We start from the raw sequence: 16186 nt of genomic DNA, 5'->3' as shown, positions 1-16186 counted from the left end.
CATGATTGGAGCGGAAGTACTAAAATTATATAGAAAGATTTCAGGAAACTCATGCAGACCATATCGAACAGGTTTAGCAGTGATATTCTTTTTACTGTTTATTTCTCAGTCTTTTTCTCAGGTCACGACAGAAGTAGATACGACTAAAATTAGAATTGGAGAACAGATTTCGTACAACATCAAAGTTGAAGCAGATTCATCCTCGCTTATTGTTTTTCCAGAGGGTCAAACCTTTTTGCCACTTGAAGCGGTTGAGACGACGGATATTGATACCATAAAAAAGGACTCTAGATTGTTATTGTCTAGAATCTACAAGCTAACTCAGTTTGATTCTGGAGCATTTACCATACCGCGACAAAAAATAATAATTGGAGATCAACCGTTTTTTACCGATTCTTTGAAGGTGGAAGTCAATACAATTGAAGTAGACACCACTAAGCAAGGATTATATGACATAAAGCCCATTATTGAGGTTGATAAAACCGGAGGTAACTGGTGGAAGTATTTGCTTTTAGTAATACTAATGATTGGATTGGTAGGTTTTCTTTTGTATTGGTTTATTTGGCGCAAAAAGCCATTATCAGTAGAGGAGGAAATTGCATTATTACCACCTTATGACCGTGCAAAATTGGCTATTAAGAAACTTGATGAAAGTAAGTTTTTAATAAGCTCAGAAATTAAAAAATACTATTCAGAATTGACCCTTATTATTCGTAAATATTTAGACGAAAAGGTTTATGACAGGGCCATGGAGAGTACTACAGATGAGCTCATAATGAGACTTCAACTACTAAAAGACGGAAATCAATTTCCATTTAAAAAAGAGACAATCCAAAATCTTGAGTCCATTTTAAAGCGTGCCGATTTAGTAAAATTCGCCAAATCTAAACCAGACACTGCATTGGCAGAGATGGATAGAGCTATTATTGAAAAGGAGATAGAGAACGTAAAGGCGTGTTTGCCCGAACCATCAGAAGAAGAAAAATTACTCGACAAACAATACAAAGAGGCTCTAGAGCAAAAGAAAAAACGAAAGAAAATATTGCTTACAGTTTTGATTTCAATATTCCTGATTGTGGCAACGATTATTGGTTTTGGAATTAAATATGGTTTTGGCTATGTAAAGGATACTATAGTTGGACATGAGAGCAAAGAGCTACTAGAAGGGGATTGGGTAAAAAGCGCTTATGGTTTTCCACCAGTTTGGATAGAAACACCGAGAGTATTAAAACGTGTTGATGCACCATTGCCTGAGGAAGCCAAGGAGCAAATGAGCATGACTACATTTATATACGGAACAATGCTCGACATTTTTAGTGTGGCGATAAACACAACAACGTTGAATGTGCCAAAAACTACACCACAAACGAAAGAGACAGAAAATCCAACTTTTGATTTAATAAAAGTTTCTGAAGAAAGTATCAAGGGCTTTGAAACAAAGGGTGCTAGGGATATACTCGTAAAGAGAGATCAGTTTATTACACCTAATGGCGCCGAAGGCCTTAAAACATTCGGTACCTTCAATATTGTTATTCCAAACACCAATAGAGTAGTTAATGCGGAGTATGCCTTATTCTGTTTTTCAAACGAAAATGTACTTCAGCAAATTATAATTACATGGCCCGATAACGATGAATATGCGGATGAAATGGTACAACGTATAATAGATTCAATAGAACTAAACCCAAATAATCCAGAAGAGGAAAACTAATGTTTGAGAATATAGAGTTTTTAAATAAAGAATTGTTCTGGTTATTGCTGTTAATTCCAATAGCGATTGTTTGGTATGTATTTACCCATAATAAACAAACGGCAGAATTAAGAATTTCTAGCATAAAAGGGTTTAAATCCACATCATCAATCTGGTCAACATTTAGACATCTTTTGTTTGTACTACGATTACTAGCCTTAGGACTATTAATTACGGCTATTGCAAGACCTAGAACAGTAGATGTTTCAACACGAACTAAAACCACACGTGGTATTGATATTGTAATGGCCATTGATGTTTCTGCCAGTATGTTGGCCAAAGATTTAAGACCAAATAGATTAGAGGCGCTTAAACAAGTTGCTTCAGATTTTATAGATGGCAGACCAAATGATAGAATTGGTCTAGTAGAATATGCTGGTGAAGCTTATACAAAAACACCTATTACAAGTGATAAGTCTATTGTTCAAAGGTCGTTAAGAGATATAAAGTATAATACAATTATTGAAGGTGGTACCGCAATTGGTATGGGGTTGGCAACATCTGTGAATAGATTAAAAGACAGTAGGGCAAAAAGTAAAGTAATTATACTACTTACAGACGGAGTTAATAATTCTGGTTTCATTGATCCAAAAATCGCAAGTGAATTAGCTGTTGAATATGGTATAAAAGTCTATACTATTGGTTTGGGGACTAACGGAATGGCACTATCGCCAATAGCTATAAATCCAAATGGTACTTTTAGATATGGTAGACAACAAGTTGAAATTGATGAGGACTTATTAGAAGAGATTGCTGAGGTAACCGGAGGCAAGTACTTTAGGGCTACAAACAATAAGAAACTAGCAGAGATTTACAACGAAATAAATAAGCTTGAAAAGACCGAAATAGAAGAAAAAAAATATTACAATTACGAAGAAAAATATAGACCACTCGTTCTACTTGCAGGATTGTTATTGCTTTTAGAATTGTTGCTCAGAAATACAATATTCAGAAGTTTTGTTTAGACTCGATGAAAAAATATGGTTTTGGACTTTACTGGTAATACCAGTAATAATGCTAGTGTTTATGATTGTCCAAGTATGGCGACGCAAAGCACAGAAAAAATTTGCTGACAACCACCTATTGAGACGACTAAGTCCAAATCAGTCGTTATTTAAAAGCACCCTTAAAGTATTGGTGTTATGTGGTGCTTTTGGGTGTTTGTCTTTGGCATTGGTAAATCCAAAAATAGGCACTAAACTTGAGACAGTAAGGAGTCAAGGGGTAGATATTGTATTTGCAGTAGATGTTTCGAAAAGCATGTTGGCAGAAGACATAGCACCCAATAGACTGGAAAAGTCTAAGCAGTTAGTAACGCAAATTATCAATAGCTTAGCAAGTGACAGAGTTGGTATTATTGCATATGCTGGTAAAGCGTTTCCACAATTGCCAATTACCACAGATTACGCGTCAGCAAAAATGTTCCTTCAAAACATGAATACTGATATGCTTTCATCTCAGGGGACAGCGATAAGTGAAGCCATACAATTGGCTAAGACCTATTATGATGATGAAGAGCAAACCAATAGAATACTTATAATAATATCAGATGGTGAAGACCATGAAGGTGAGGCTGTTGATATTGCTGAAGAGGCAAATGATGAAGGGATTAGAATTCTTACAGTTGGAGTTGGAGATGTAAAAGGAGGCCCTATTCCTATTAAACGAAACGGTGTTGTCCTTAACTATAAAAAAGACCAAAACGGTGAAACCGTAATTACAAGATTGGATGAAGCAACACTTAAGGAGATTGCTCAGGAAACAGACGGTATTTATATAAATGGGAGTAACACGACAGAGGTTGTGGATACTATAAAGGATTTGTTGGATAAAATGGATAAAAAAGAATTTGAATCTAAACAAATAGCAGATTTCAAAGATCAGTTTCAATGGTTTTTAGGATTAAGTATTTTACTATTATTTGTGGATATATTCTTTTTAGAGCGAAAAACAGCATGGCTAAAAAAGTTAAATCTTTTCAATGAAAATTTTTAATTATTCTTTAACGGTAGTTAATAATAGGGTTTGCTAATTTTAAATAAAGAATGATACAAATGAAATATTATTTAATAGTCATTATAGGGTTAATTTCGTTTATTGGATTTTCACAAGAAAAGTCCAAAGCACAAATCGAGGCCGAAAAGAAAGCAACTAATTTGGTTTACAAAGGCAATTCACTTTTGGGCGATGATAATTTTGTGGAGGCTGAAATGGAATACCGAAAAGCAATATCTGAAGCACCAAGCAAAGCTGTTGGCGCCTATAACTTGGCACACTCATATTATAAGAATGGTAGTTTAGATGAAGCCTTATATAGAAGCCAAGAAGCGGCGAGTAACGCAAAAACCAAAGACGAAAAGCACAGGGCATTTCACAACATTGGAAATATTTTAATGCAAAATGAGCAGTGCAAACAAGCTGTCGAAGCTTTTAAAAATGCCTTAAGAAACAATCCAAACGACGAAGAAACCAGATATAATTTTGCATTGGCCAAAGAATGCGCGGAGCAACAGAAAGATGGTGGAGGCGAAGACAACAAAGAGGATAAGGATAAAGAACAAGAACAGAACAACGAAGACGAACAAAAAAAACAAGACGAGAATCAGGATAATAAAGATCAAAAAGACGAAGGCGATAAGGACAAGAAGGAAGGTGATAAAGAAGAAGATGAAAATGGTAAGCCTAAGGATGATAAAAATGATGATGGCAAGAACGAGGATAACAAGGATAAAAACGAAAAGCAAAAACCTAAACCTGGCCAAATGTCACCACAGCAAATAAAGAACATCCTCGAAGCCATGCAAAATCAAGAACAAAAAGTTCAAGAAAAAATCAATGCCGAAAAACAAAAAGGCGCCAAGGTTAAAACAGAAAAGGACTGGTAATTAACCTTTATTATTTAATGAATTTTAAGTTTCACATATCATTAGTAGCTTTAATTTTATTTACAGGATTAGTCACGGCTCAAGTTAAGTTTGAAGCTAAGGTAAGCAAGACTAAACTGGGTGTTAATGAGCGACTAAGAATTGATTTTGAAATGAATAAGGACGGTGATAATTTTGTGCCGCCGAGTTTTAGGGATTTTGATGTTGTTGGCGGACCAAATACATCTGTGAGTAATTCGTGGCTAAATGGTAAACGATCTTATACTAAGACTTACAGTTATTTTTTAGCACCAAAAAAAAGAGGGAAATTCACTATAAAACAAGCTACTATAGAAATCGAAGGCGAAATCTATAAAACGTTTCCAGTTACCATTACAGTTACTGCCGCTGTAGACAAGCCAAATGGAAATTCTGATGCCTCGGATATTGCATCACAAAATATTCATTTGGTAGCAGAGGTTTCAAAAAGTAATCCCTATCTAAACGAGGCAATTACTGTGGTTTACAAACTCTACGTGTCACCAGAAACAGGTGTAAGTAATTGGCGAGAAAAAGACAATCCAAGATACAATGATTTTTGGAGCCAAAATATTGAAATTAAGGGCTTAAATATTCAAAAGGGACTTTATAAGGGTGAAGATTACAGGTATGTTATATTGCGAAAAACGGTCTTATATCCTCAAAAAACAGGTAAGCTAAAACTAGAACCTCTTGTATTAGATATAACAGTTGAGGTCCCAACGGGAAGAGCAGATATTTTTGGTAGACCTATTATGACAAAGGTGCCAAAGACAGTTACTGCAGGTAGCAGAACTATAAATGTAAAACCTCTGCCAGAATCTGGTAAACCTTCCGATTTTAAAGGTGCTGTAGGTGATTTTACTTTTAGTATAACGACTACTAAAAATCAATTAAATGCCACAGAATCGCTACAAGCAAAAATTGAAGTCTCTGGAGAAGGAAATTTAAAGTTATTTGAGCTTCCAAAATTAACAGTACCAAGTTCTTTAGAAGTATATGAGCCTGAACATAAAGAAAGTGTTCGTACAAATCTAAGTGGTATGCAAGGTACAATTTCAGACACCTATACCATTGTGCCACAATTTAAAGGAAAGTACCCAATTCCGTCAATCTCTTTCTCATATTTTGATTTGAATACAGAATCATATAAACGTATAACATCAGATGAATTGGTTGTTGATGTACTTGAAGGTCCAACGGCAACAATAGCAACTACAGATTCTTCCGAACCCCCAACAAGTAAACAACCGGTAAGGCCAAATTCAAACACATTTGCATTCATTAAAACCAGTGCAAACTGGATAAATAAGCAAAGCACACCATTTTTTAACTCCAATACATTCTGGTCCTTACTTTTATTACCTTTTTTAGCCATACCTTTTGCCATTTTTGTTAGGCGAAAGAAAGAAGAGCGTGATGCAGACGTTCAAGGAAATAAAATTAGAAAAGCAGACAAATTAGCGCGTAGATACTTGAGTGAAGCTAAAAAGAACCTAAATGATAAAGCACTGTTTTATGTTGCCTTAGAGAAAGCTCTTCATAATTACCTTAAAGCAAAATTGCATATAGAAACTAGCGATTTTAATAAGGAAAAGATTGAATCACTCCTTTCAAAACGGAATGTAGAATCTACAATTATTACAGACTTTCTTTCAATTTTAGAAAGTTGCGAATTGGCACGATATACACCAATACCACATGATACTATAAAGAGTGATTATGATAAGGCAGCAAAAACAATCTCAACTTTGGATAAACAAATACGATAGGATGCGCATATTAACAATAATGATATTTTGTTTTTCAATTTTTGGGTTTAGCCAAAACACACAATTGTTTGAGGAAGCAAATGCATTATACAATAACGGTAAATATGCAGAGGCTATAGATAAGTATGAGGTAATTCTGAAATCTGATGTACATTCAGCAGAATTGTACTTTAATCTTGCAAATGCAAATTACAAACTCAATAATATAGCACCAAGTGTATATTATTACGAAAAAGCACTTTTGTTAGACCCTAAGGACAAAGAAATTAAAAACAACTTGGCGTTTGCCCAGAATATGACTATAGATGCCATAGATAAAGTTCCGGATGTTGGATTCTCAAGGATAATTAAGAATTTAGTAAACACATTTTCGGCTGATATTTGGGCGACAATTGCCATTTTTGGTGTTTTTATTTTTGTGATACTGTTTTTGCTTTACCATTTCGCTCAGGCAACATCAAGGAAGCGACTCGCTTTTGTAATAAGTACTATCTGTCTATTTATGGCTTGCGTATCAGTAGCAATGGCTTTTCAAAAGACAAGATTGGATAATCGAGATAATCCTGCAATAGTCTTTGCACAAGAATCTCGAGTTAAGGCAGATCCCAATACATCAAGTGAAGAAGTTTTTAGACTGCACGAAGGTACCAAGGTACAAGTCCTGGATAACTATCAGGATTGGAGTAAAATTCAATTATCAGACAATTCAATTGGCTGGATTAGAGCACAAGACATTAAGTTGTTGAGCGATTTTTAACTATATTTAGTGAAAATACTAGCAGAATTTTATTTGTTAGTACAACAACCTATGACTTTAAAAAAGCTGACAGCATTTTTTATCGTGACGTTATTCCTTACGATAATAAGTGCACCGACCATTATTACTTCGATAGATAATTCTATTGATATATCTATGCTTGATGGTCTTGGAGAAGAAGAAGAAAGTGAAACTTTTAAAATTCTTATTCAAGACCAGACTACTAGTGCAGAACAAATCGATTATTCTTTATTGAAAAAGGATAGAATTGTTTTTACTCATGGTTTGTATAATAAGCCTTTAATTAATATTATTTCACCGCCTCCTGAGTTAACCCTTTAACTATTCTATAAAACTTTCTAAATCAATAATCAAATTAACTGTTTGAAACATGACAGTTAGATAATGCATATAAAAATGTTCAAATATTTAAAAAATGACATACCTGCCAGTATAGTCGTATTCTTCGTTGCGCTGCCTTTGTGCTTGGGTATAGCTCTTGCAAGTGGTGCACCACTATTTTCTGGAGTAATTGCAGGGATAGTAGGTGGTATTGTAGTAGGGTCACTGAGTGGGTCAAAAATTGGAGTAAGTGGTCCCGCAGCTGGTTTAGCTGCTATTGTCCTAGCTGCAATTGCTACGCTAGGAAGCTATCAAAACTTTTTGCTCGCGGTAGTATTGGGTGGGATTATTCAATTAGTTTTTGGTTTTTTAAGAGCAGGTATTATAGGGTATTATTTTCCGTCATCAGTTATTAAAGGTATGCTTACAGGTATAGGAATTATCATAATATTGAAACAGATACCGCATTTCTTCGGCTATGATGCTGACCCTGAAGGTGATTTCGCTTTTTTGCAAGTAGACGGGCAAAATACTTTTTCAGAAATTCTAAATACAATTAATTACATTCAACCGGGCTCTGCATTAATTGGATTAGTTTCTTTAGGGATTTTAATACTTTGGGGTAATTTGCTTTCTAAAAAAGGTAAATTCTTTCAAATTGTCCAAGGACCATTGGTGGCCGTGATTATTGGTATAGTTTTTTACGTATTAACAAAGTCTCATGAAACCTTGAGTATTGCGACATCGCATCTTGTTAGCGTTCCGGTACCAGATGGAGTGCAGTCATTTTTAGGACAATTTAGCTTTCCAAATTTTACAGAGATTACAAATCCGGAGATCTGGATTATAGCTTTTACAATTGCCTTGGTTGCAAGTTTAGAAACGCTTTTATGTGTTGAAGCTACAGATAAATTAGATCCTCACAAAAATGTGACACCAACCAATCGTGAGTTATTAGCTCAAGGGACTGGTAACATTCTATCTGGATTAATAGGAGGTCTACCAATTACTCAGGTAATTGTTAGGAGTTCTGCCAACATACAATCTGGTGGCAGAAGTAAAATATCCGCAATTATTCATGGTTTCTTATTACTCATTTCGGTAATGCTCATTCCAAAATTGCTTAATATGATACCACTTTCAGTGTTGGCAGCTGTTCTATTAATAGTTGGCTATAAACTTGCAAAACCTTCATTATTCGTTCGAATGTACGAACTTGGGTGGAAACAGTTTATACCCTTTGTGGTAACTGTATTGGGCATTGTTTTTACAGATCTTCTAAAGGGAATTGGTATGGGAATGGCAGTTGGTATTGTTGTAATCTTAATCAAGAGTTACCAAAACTCACATTTTTTACATATTGAAGATAAGAGCAACGGTAAGCACAAAATAAAAATGACATTTGCAGAAGAAGTTACCTTTTTTAATAAGGGTGCGATATTGAAAGAACTTTATAGCCTTCCTAGGAATACCTATTTAGAGCTTGATGTCAAAAACACAACATATTTAGATAATGATATTATTGAAATATTAGACGACTTTTCAGTAAAAGCAAAGGAGAGGCACATAGACATAAAACTTGTTTCTAAGAGAGGTGTAATAGAAAACCCAGAAAGTTTTGTGGAGTTTTTTAAACTAAAACCAAAGCCAGTTTAAAACGAGAATTATGGCAAGAAACCAAAAAATTTTAATTCTTTCTGATTTAAAATCATCGACACCGATTGTTTTAAATAACGCTATAGCATTGGCAAAAATGATTCAGGGCGATTTGGAATTTTTACATGTGAAAAAGCCAACAGAATTGGTTAAGACAGAAAGTCAATTGTCTGCTGTAAGATCAATAAACGAAAGCACTATAATTGCTAAGAAAAAAATTAAAAAACTTCTAGATCCTTTAGCAGAGAAGCATAAAACTAAAGTAAATTACAAGTACAGTTTTGGAAACATCAAAAATGAAATTGAAACTTTTGTCAAAAAGTCTAAACCGGATATTATTGTTTTGGGCAAACGAAAGTCTAACCGATTAAGTTTCGTTGGCGATAATATTATAGATTTTGTTTTAAAGTCACATAAAGGAGCTGTATTAGTGGTATCACATAACAGTAATTTTTCTCCTGATAATGACTTAAGCATTGGAATATTTAATAAAGACGGTTCTGGTATTAATGGTAGCCTTATTAAGGCACTGGTTCAAAATGCCATCTCACCTATTAAATTGTTTAAAATAGGAAGTACGCCAGAAAATTTAGATCAATTCCTATCCAAGAAGGCTGTTGAATACGTGTTTGAAGATACAACTGATGTTATTTCAAATATATCTAGCTATATCCCTAAAAGCAGAGTAAACTTGCTATGTTTAAATCGAACCGAAGCATTTAATAAAAACAAGACTATCAAGGACATTATAAAACGTGTTAATGTATCAATCCTCATCATTTAATATCTTATTCTATAATTATATTTCTGTGTTGTAGATCGTATGAAGAACTTTTTTTCAAACATAAAAGGCGATGCTTTTGGCGGAATAACAGCTGGAATAGTTGCACTGCCTTTGGCATTGGCATTTGGAGTCCAGTCCGGGTTGGGGCCAAGTGCAGGATTATATGGTGCTATTTTCATAAGTTTTTTTGCCGCACTTTTTGGAGGTACAAATACGCAAATTTCGGGGCCTACTGCGCCAATGACTGCCTTGAGTATGGTTGTTATTGCAGGTTTAATTGGTGCCTATGGTGGCAGTGTAGAGAATGCATTGCCGGCAATACTTACCGTTTTTTTGTTGGCTGGTTTGATGCAGATAGTATTAGGCGTTATTGGAGTTGGGAAATATATTAGATATATACCATATCCTGTTGTATCTGGTTTTATGACAGCTATTGGAGTTATGATTTTAATTACGCAACTACTACCAATACTCGGATATAATGCAAGTCAGGACAATGAATTTGTAATTAAATTTAGGCCAGAGGCTGAAGAAGTGATTCTAGAAAAAATTATAAAAGATGAAGCTGTAGATGGAATATTGGTATTGGAGGAATATAATAAGACCATTGAAAAGTCTAAAGCAATTACAGAAGAAGATATTGTAGCTGAATCCATAAATCTTGCAAACAAAGAATCAAAAAGTGTACTTGGTGCTATAAAATTGTTACCAAGAGCACTAAAGAACATAAATTGGCTCGAGTTAATCCTAGCTTTAGGAACTATTTTTGTCATCTATGGTTTTAAAAGAATCACAACCAAGATTCCCAGCACACTTGTTGCTCTAATTTTAGTTTCATCGATCGCCATTCTAGGTGGTTTTAACTATAAACCAATTCCGACTATCCCACAAGAACTGCCTTTACCAAGACTTGAAATCTTTACTAACTTTAATGTAAACAATATATCACCTTATATTTTTACAGCTTTGACACTTGCACTTTTAGGAGCAATAGATTCATTGCTAACCAGTGTTGTTGCGGATAATATGACAAAAACCAAGCATAAACCCGATAAGGAACTTATTGGGCAAGGAATAGGAAATACTGTAGCATCAATTTTTGGTGGTATTCCAGGAGCAGGAGCAACCATTAGAACAGTGGTTAATATCAATGCTGGCGGTAAAACAAGGCTATCAGGTATGATAGCTGGTATATTATTGTTTTTTATACTGTTGGCGATGGCACCGCTGGCATCAAAAATCCCTGCAGCAGTTCTAGCAGGTATTCTAATTACCGTTGGTATTGGCGTAATGGATTACAAAGGTTTAAAAGCAATACCTAATTTGCCTAGAGATATTAAAATTGGTCCAATAAGACTTAGTTCTGAAGTAATTATAATGCTAGTTGTATTATTACTTTCTACATTTTGGAATTTAGTTTATGCTGTGGGTATCGGTTTAGTAATTGCATCACTTATGTTTATGAAGAAAATAGGTGATTTAACTGCCAAGAGAAGTGATGTCATATCGTTACAAGAAGAAAAATGGCCCGATGAAATTGGTTTTCCAGAGGCTTTAAAGGAAGAGGTATTTATTAAACATTTGAGAGGACCGTTATTCTTTGGTTCAACAAATGAATTTCAGGTACTCTCACTTCAAATTCCAGAGACAGCTTCATATGTAATAATGCGAATGAAAAGAATGCAGTATATGGATCAATCTGGGCTTTATGCCATGGAGGATATGATTCAAGATTTAAAAACAAAGAATGTAGAGGTCTTATTTGTTGGATTACTAGAGCAACCAAGGTATATGATGGAGCGTATAGACATTATTCCAGACTTTATTCCAGAGGAACACATATTTGACCAATTTGAAGCCTGTCTAAGGTGGATTAAGCAAAATGTTGAGGATAAATATTAATTAATCAAAATCACAGGTACTAATGAAGAAAACAGCAATCACAAAAGACCAACAAAACGCCTTAACACCAAATGCTGTGCTACAGGATTTACTAAATGGAAACAGGAGATTTGTTGAAGGTATACCAGAAGGTTCAGATAATGCCTCGCTAATAAATCAGACTACCACGGGCCAATATCCTAAAGCTGTTGTATTATCCTGTATAGACTCAAGAGTACCTGTAGAAACGATTTTAGATCAAGCTATTGGAGATATTTTCGTTGCAAGAGTTGCAGGTAATTTTGAAAATACCGACATATTAGGTAGTTTGGAATACTCTTGTAACGTAGCTGGCAGCAAATTAATATTGGTACTTGGTCACGAAAGTTGTGGTGCGGTAAAAGCCGCTTGTGATGGTGTAGAGTTAGGAAACATTACAGCCATGTTAGAAAACATAAAGCCTGCCGTCAGAAAATCAGTTAATGAGATTGAGGGAGAAGCCAACTCGTCAAATAAGGAATTTGTTGCTAAAACAGTAGAAAATAATGTTAGGTTAACAATTGAGCGTATTCGGACAAAAAGTCCGATTCTAGCCGAAATGGAAGATTTTGGAGAAATTGCTATTGTTGGTGGGGTTTATAGTTTACACACAGGTAAGGTAATGATACTTTAGACGTTTGACTTTTCAGTTCCATTGTGTTCGACCTCACTTTTAATAATAGTTGGGAAAAGCATTGGAGCCAATGACTTCACAGGTTCATAAAGTATACTTTCCTCAATATCTTCTTGGTCTATAAATGGAAGTGTTCGGTTTAATTTGTTGAATACAATTAGAAGAATGCTTAAAATAAGTCCTATTTTTAAGACACCAAATGCACCGCCTAAAAGTTTATTTAATAAGCCTAAGGCCGCAAAATCAGCCAATTTAGTTAGTGCTTTACCAGCTAAACTTATAGCTAGAACAATGATTACAAAAGTTATGGCAAATGCCACAATATTGATTGTTTTTTCGCTCCAATCCACTTTTGTTTCTAAAAATCCTGCGGCAAAATAGCTAAAATGAATTGCACCATAAATACCTAAAACAAGTGCCAACAATGAGGCTATTTCTACAAATAAACCTTTCATAGCACCTCTAATAAGACCAAACAAAAGCAGTGCCCCCAAAACGATATCAATAATACCCATATAATAGTGGTTTAAGCAAATATAAATTAACTTTGCTAATCTTATAACGATGCAAGTGACAGATAAATTATGGCAAGAGACGAGCAATTAAAGGAAAGATGGGATTTGGTTGTTGAAAAACTATCAAAGCAGTTCGCTGATGGTGATACTTTAGATTTAGATGCGATTATTTATTTAATTGGTGTACAAGAATTAGGGCAATTGCATAGGGAATATAAAAAAGACCATAAGTTAGATCTGATGCACATTGCAATTTGTAAATTACTCGAACCTTATGGATTCTACGAATTTGATTTTGTAGATGATGAAGGTTGGCCACATTACAAAGTAAAAGAGCAGTTACCATTTTTAAAGGCAGGTGAACAAAGTGTTCTTATGAAAGAGGCAATAGTGAACTATTTTGTTGAAACTGAATATATCGACTAAGTTTTTATAAATTTGCCCTTTCAATAAATAGGTTACAGTATTAAATTCAGGACATAATGATAGATAAGCTGAAAGAACTCATTGCTGAAGCCGAAGCTTTTACTGCGGAATCTAAAGAAGAAGTCGAAGCTTTCAGAATAAAATATTTAGGTTCTAAAGGACTCCTAAAACAATATTTTGCCGAGTTTAAAAACATAGCAAATGAGCAGAAGAAAGAGTTCGGACAAACGATAAATCTTTTAAAACAAACAGCTGAAGACAAAGTAAACTCGCTAAAAGAAGCTTTAGAACAACAGGAAGAAGATAAGGGGATTTATGGCGATTTATCAAGACCTGGAGAGCCTATTGCTCTAGGTGCGCGTCATCCTATATCGATTGTTAAGAATCAGATTATTGATATTTTTTCTCGTGTAGGATTTAATGTTAGTGAAGGTCCTGAAATAGAAGACGACTGGCATAATTTTACGGCTTTAAACCTGCCAGAATACCACCCTGCAAGGGATATGCAAGACACTTTTTTCATTCAGACCGATCCTGATATCTTATTACGCACACATACCAGCTCAGTTCAAGTACGATATATGGAGAATAATAAACCTCCCATACGTACAATTTCACCTGGCAGAGTCTATAGAAACGAGGCTATCTCTGCACGCTCGCATTGTTTCTTTCATCAGGTAGAAGGGTTATACATAGATAAGGATGTAAGTTTTGCAGACTTAAAACAAACCTTGCAATACTTTACAACCGAGATGTTTGGTAAATCTAAAATAAGATTACGGCCATCCTATTTTCCATTTACAGAGCCAAGCGCGGAGGTAGACGTGTATTGGGGCCTGGAAACAGAAACCGATTATAAAATGACCAAGGGAACAGGTTGGTTAGAAATAATGGGTTGCGGTATGGTAGATCCAAATGTTTTAGAAAATTGCGGTATTGATTCTAAAGAATATTCGGGTTTTGCCTTCGGAATGGGAATTGACCGTATAGCATTGCTCTTACATCAAATTAGCGATATTCGTTTGCTAAGTGAAAATGATGTACGCTTTCTAGAGCAATTTAAAAGTGCTCTATAGCTATTAATTAAACTAATAATTCTTGAGGTTCCATTAGTTGGTCCATTGCTTTAATAGCAATATTAAGTGGACGCATTGCGTTTTTTCGTTTAAAGGAATGTGCTTCCATCCTAACAAGAATATCTTCCAAAGTTTTAATGGCCTTATTAATATAAGGGCCTTTATTGAGCATGATACATTCGGCATGTGCCCCTAAAGTAGCATCACTTATTTCTGCTCTAGTTGGAACTCCTGTTTTCGCTAAGTTTTCTAACACTTGAGTTGCCCATATAACAGGAACGTGTGCAGCCTCACATATCCATAAAATTTCATTTTGAATTTCAGAAATTCGTTCAAAACCAACTTCAACAGCAAGATCTCCTCTTGCTATCATTACTCCAATGTGCTCGCGTTTCATACCTTCTATCAAAATTGAAGGGAGATTTTCAAAAGCTTCAGCATTTTCAATTTTAAAGATAATTCCCAAATTGCCGGCGTTCAATTTATTAAGCTCATTGTATAAATACCGAACATCCTCTTTTGTTCTTACAAATGAATATCCCACAAGGTCCGCATGTTTACAAACAAATGGTAAGTATTCAATATCTTTATCAGTAAGCGCAGGCAATTCATATTTGCTGTTTGGAATATTAATACCTTTTTGGGAGGAAAGTTTGGATTTATAGCAATTGATAATCTTTAGTTCTACATCTTCATTAGTTTTTGCGATTGCTTTAGCTTTAATCATTCCGTCATCAAAAAATACCAGATCACCCACCTTGATAGCATCAATTATCTCGTGTAGTAAAACTCCAATTTCGCCTTTTTCTAATTGTTCATCATTTTTATTAAAAACTGATTTCTTTCCTTTTGTATTTCTCTTGGTCAGTACTATATGTTCCTCTTTCCTGATATTAATTTTATCCCTTAGTCTACCATTATCATCCCGAATTTCAATATTAGACGTTCTGAATTTGGGACCTGACAGATCCATATAAATTTTAATATTGTGAGATGTTTTATTATTTATTTCTTTGATATATTTTACCATTTGGGTCCATGATTCTATATTGCCATGACCTAGATTTATTCTGGCTATTTCCATACCTTTATTAGCCATTTTGCTTATTATAGATCTATTTTTTGAGGCGTCTTCTGGCAGTGTAACCATTATCTCGGCAAAATGTTTTTTCTGCTTACGTTTAAAAAGTTTATTTGTGTTTTTCTTTAATAATTTTTTACTCTTTTTATAACCGACCAATTCAATAGGTAAAACCGATTGTTCAATGTTATTGATTGGTATACCCTGGATTAATTTTAGATTACGTACAACATTATACAGATTACTGTATACATAACCCTCAGAGGTTCGTAAAGAGGAAATACCTAAATCGGAAAGATTATCATGATATTTTCTAAGATCAAAGGTTCTTACAATCAAATATCTGAGAAGATTTTTTGCACTTAATTTATTTTTTGGCGAAATATTTTTGACTGCGTTGTTAATTTCATATTCAGAATTTTCCAGCCTATTTAAAATAGTTTCTAATTCGCTAGTTAATTTAGTTATATCCATGATTTTAGAAGATGATTGTATGACTTAGAATAGCTTTGCAAAATTAATATAGATTACACTTACTAATAATGATATTAGTCATCTTTGCAATTTGTT

General features: G+C 34.5%; 15 protein-coding genes. 13 read left to right on the top strand and 2 right to left on the bottom strand.

Annotated features, from left to right (window positions below; translation table 11 throughout):
- The first annotated feature begins 1 nt into the window (after window position 1).
- The 11 genes from LBU54_RS00830 (at window position 2) to LBU54_RS00780 (ending at window position 12518) form a co-directional block, all read left to right on the top strand.
- Window positions 2-1711: a BatD family protein gene (locus tag LBU54_RS00830; RefSeq protein ID WP_224524150.1), complete on the top strand. Its 1710-nt coding sequence runs from the start codon at window positions 2-4 to the stop codon at window positions 1709-1711.
- Window positions 1711-2715 (top strand): vWA domain-containing protein, encoded by a 1005-nt coding sequence (locus LBU54_RS00825; RefSeq protein ID WP_224524149.1) that lies wholly within the window; start codon window positions 1711-1713, stop codon window positions 2713-2715. The genes LBU54_RS00830 and LBU54_RS00825 overlap by 1 nt, the downstream gene beginning before the upstream one ends.
- Window positions 2708-3745 carry a vWA domain-containing protein gene (locus LBU54_RS00820; protein WP_224524148.1) on the top strand — a complete coding sequence of 346 codons (1038 nt, stop codon included), beginning with the start codon at window positions 2708-2710 and terminating at the stop codon, window positions 3743-3745. Before LBU54_RS00825 ends, LBU54_RS00820 begins: the two co-directional genes overlap by 8 nt.
- A gap of 59 nt (window positions 3746-3804) precedes the next feature.
- On the top strand, window positions 3805-4635 hold the full coding sequence (locus LBU54_RS00815) for an aerotolerance regulator BatC (RefSeq protein WP_224524147.1): 831 nt from the start codon (window positions 3805-3807) through the stop codon (window positions 4633-4635).
- Window positions 4636-4652: 17 nt separating this feature from the next.
- Complete coding sequence (locus LBU54_RS00810; protein ID WP_224524146.1) at window positions 4653-6425, top strand: BatD family protein; 1773 nt, start codon at window positions 4653-4655, stop codon at window positions 6423-6425.
- Between the two features lies 1 nt (window position 6426).
- Window positions 6427-7182, top strand: coding sequence for a tetratricopeptide repeat protein (locus LBU54_RS00805; protein WP_224524145.1), 756 nt, complete (start codon window positions 6427-6429; stop codon window positions 7180-7182).
- A 9-nt stretch (window positions 7183-7191) separates the two neighbouring features.
- On the top strand, window positions 7192-7524 hold the full coding sequence (locus tag LBU54_RS00800; protein ID WP_224524131.1) for a hypothetical protein: 333 nt from the start codon (window positions 7192-7194) through the stop codon (window positions 7522-7524).
- 75 nt (window positions 7525-7599) lie between these two features.
- Window positions 7600-9180, top strand: a complete 1581-nt coding sequence (locus LBU54_RS00795) for a SulP family inorganic anion transporter (RefSeq protein WP_224524128.1) — start codon at window positions 7600-7602, stop codon at window positions 9178-9180.
- 10 nt (window positions 9181-9190) lie between these two features.
- Window positions 9191-9964, top strand: coding sequence for a universal stress protein (locus LBU54_RS00790; RefSeq protein ID WP_224524126.1), 774 nt, complete (start codon window positions 9191-9193; stop codon window positions 9962-9964).
- A 39-nt stretch (window positions 9965-10003) separates the two neighbouring features.
- Window positions 10004-11866 carry a SulP family inorganic anion transporter gene (locus tag LBU54_RS00785; RefSeq protein WP_224524107.1) on the top strand — a complete coding sequence of 621 codons (1863 nt, stop codon included), beginning with the start codon at window positions 10004-10006 and terminating at the stop codon, window positions 11864-11866.
- 22 nt (window positions 11867-11888) lie between these two features.
- On the top strand, window positions 11889-12518 hold the full coding sequence (locus tag LBU54_RS00780) for a carbonic anhydrase family protein (RefSeq protein WP_224524106.1): 630 nt from the start codon (window positions 11889-11891) through the stop codon (window positions 12516-12518).
- Here the strand turns inward: LBU54_RS00780 and LBU54_RS00775 are convergent.
- The gene (locus LBU54_RS00775) at window positions 12515-13033 is read right to left on the bottom strand and encodes a CvpA family protein (protein WP_224524103.1); all 519 of its coding nucleotides are present in this window, start codon (window positions 13031-13033) and stop codon (window positions 12515-12517) included. The two genes, LBU54_RS00780 and LBU54_RS00775, sit on opposite strands and share 4 nt — an antisense overlap.
- A gap of 69 nt (window positions 13034-13102) precedes the next feature.
- On the opposite strand from LBU54_RS00775, the gene LBU54_RS00770 reads away from it, so the two are divergent.
- Window positions 13103-13459, top strand: a complete 357-nt coding sequence (locus LBU54_RS00770) for a hypothetical protein (RefSeq protein WP_224524101.1) — start codon at window positions 13103-13105, stop codon at window positions 13457-13459.
- Between the two features lie 56 nt (window positions 13460-13515).
- Window positions 13516-14535, top strand: a complete 1020-nt coding sequence (gene pheS / locus LBU54_RS00765) for a phenylalanine--tRNA ligase subunit alpha (RefSeq protein WP_224524100.1) — start codon at window positions 13516-13518, stop codon at window positions 14533-14535.
- Window positions 14536-14542: 7 nt separating this feature from the next.
- Here pheS and LBU54_RS00760 read toward each other — a convergent pair whose 3' ends face one another.
- Window positions 14543-16090, bottom strand: coding sequence for a pyruvate kinase (locus LBU54_RS00760; RefSeq protein ID WP_224524099.1), 1548 nt, complete (start codon window positions 16088-16090; stop codon window positions 14543-14545).
- Window positions 16091-16186 lie beyond the last annotated feature (96 nt).

Source organism: Winogradskyella alexanderae, from assembly GCF_020166335.1.
GTDB lineage: Bacteria > Bacteroidota > Bacteroidia > Flavobacteriales > Flavobacteriaceae > Winogradskyella > Winogradskyella alexanderae.
Note: the sequence above shows the minus strand (reverse complement) of the source record. Positions and strands in the feature narration are given on the sequence as shown.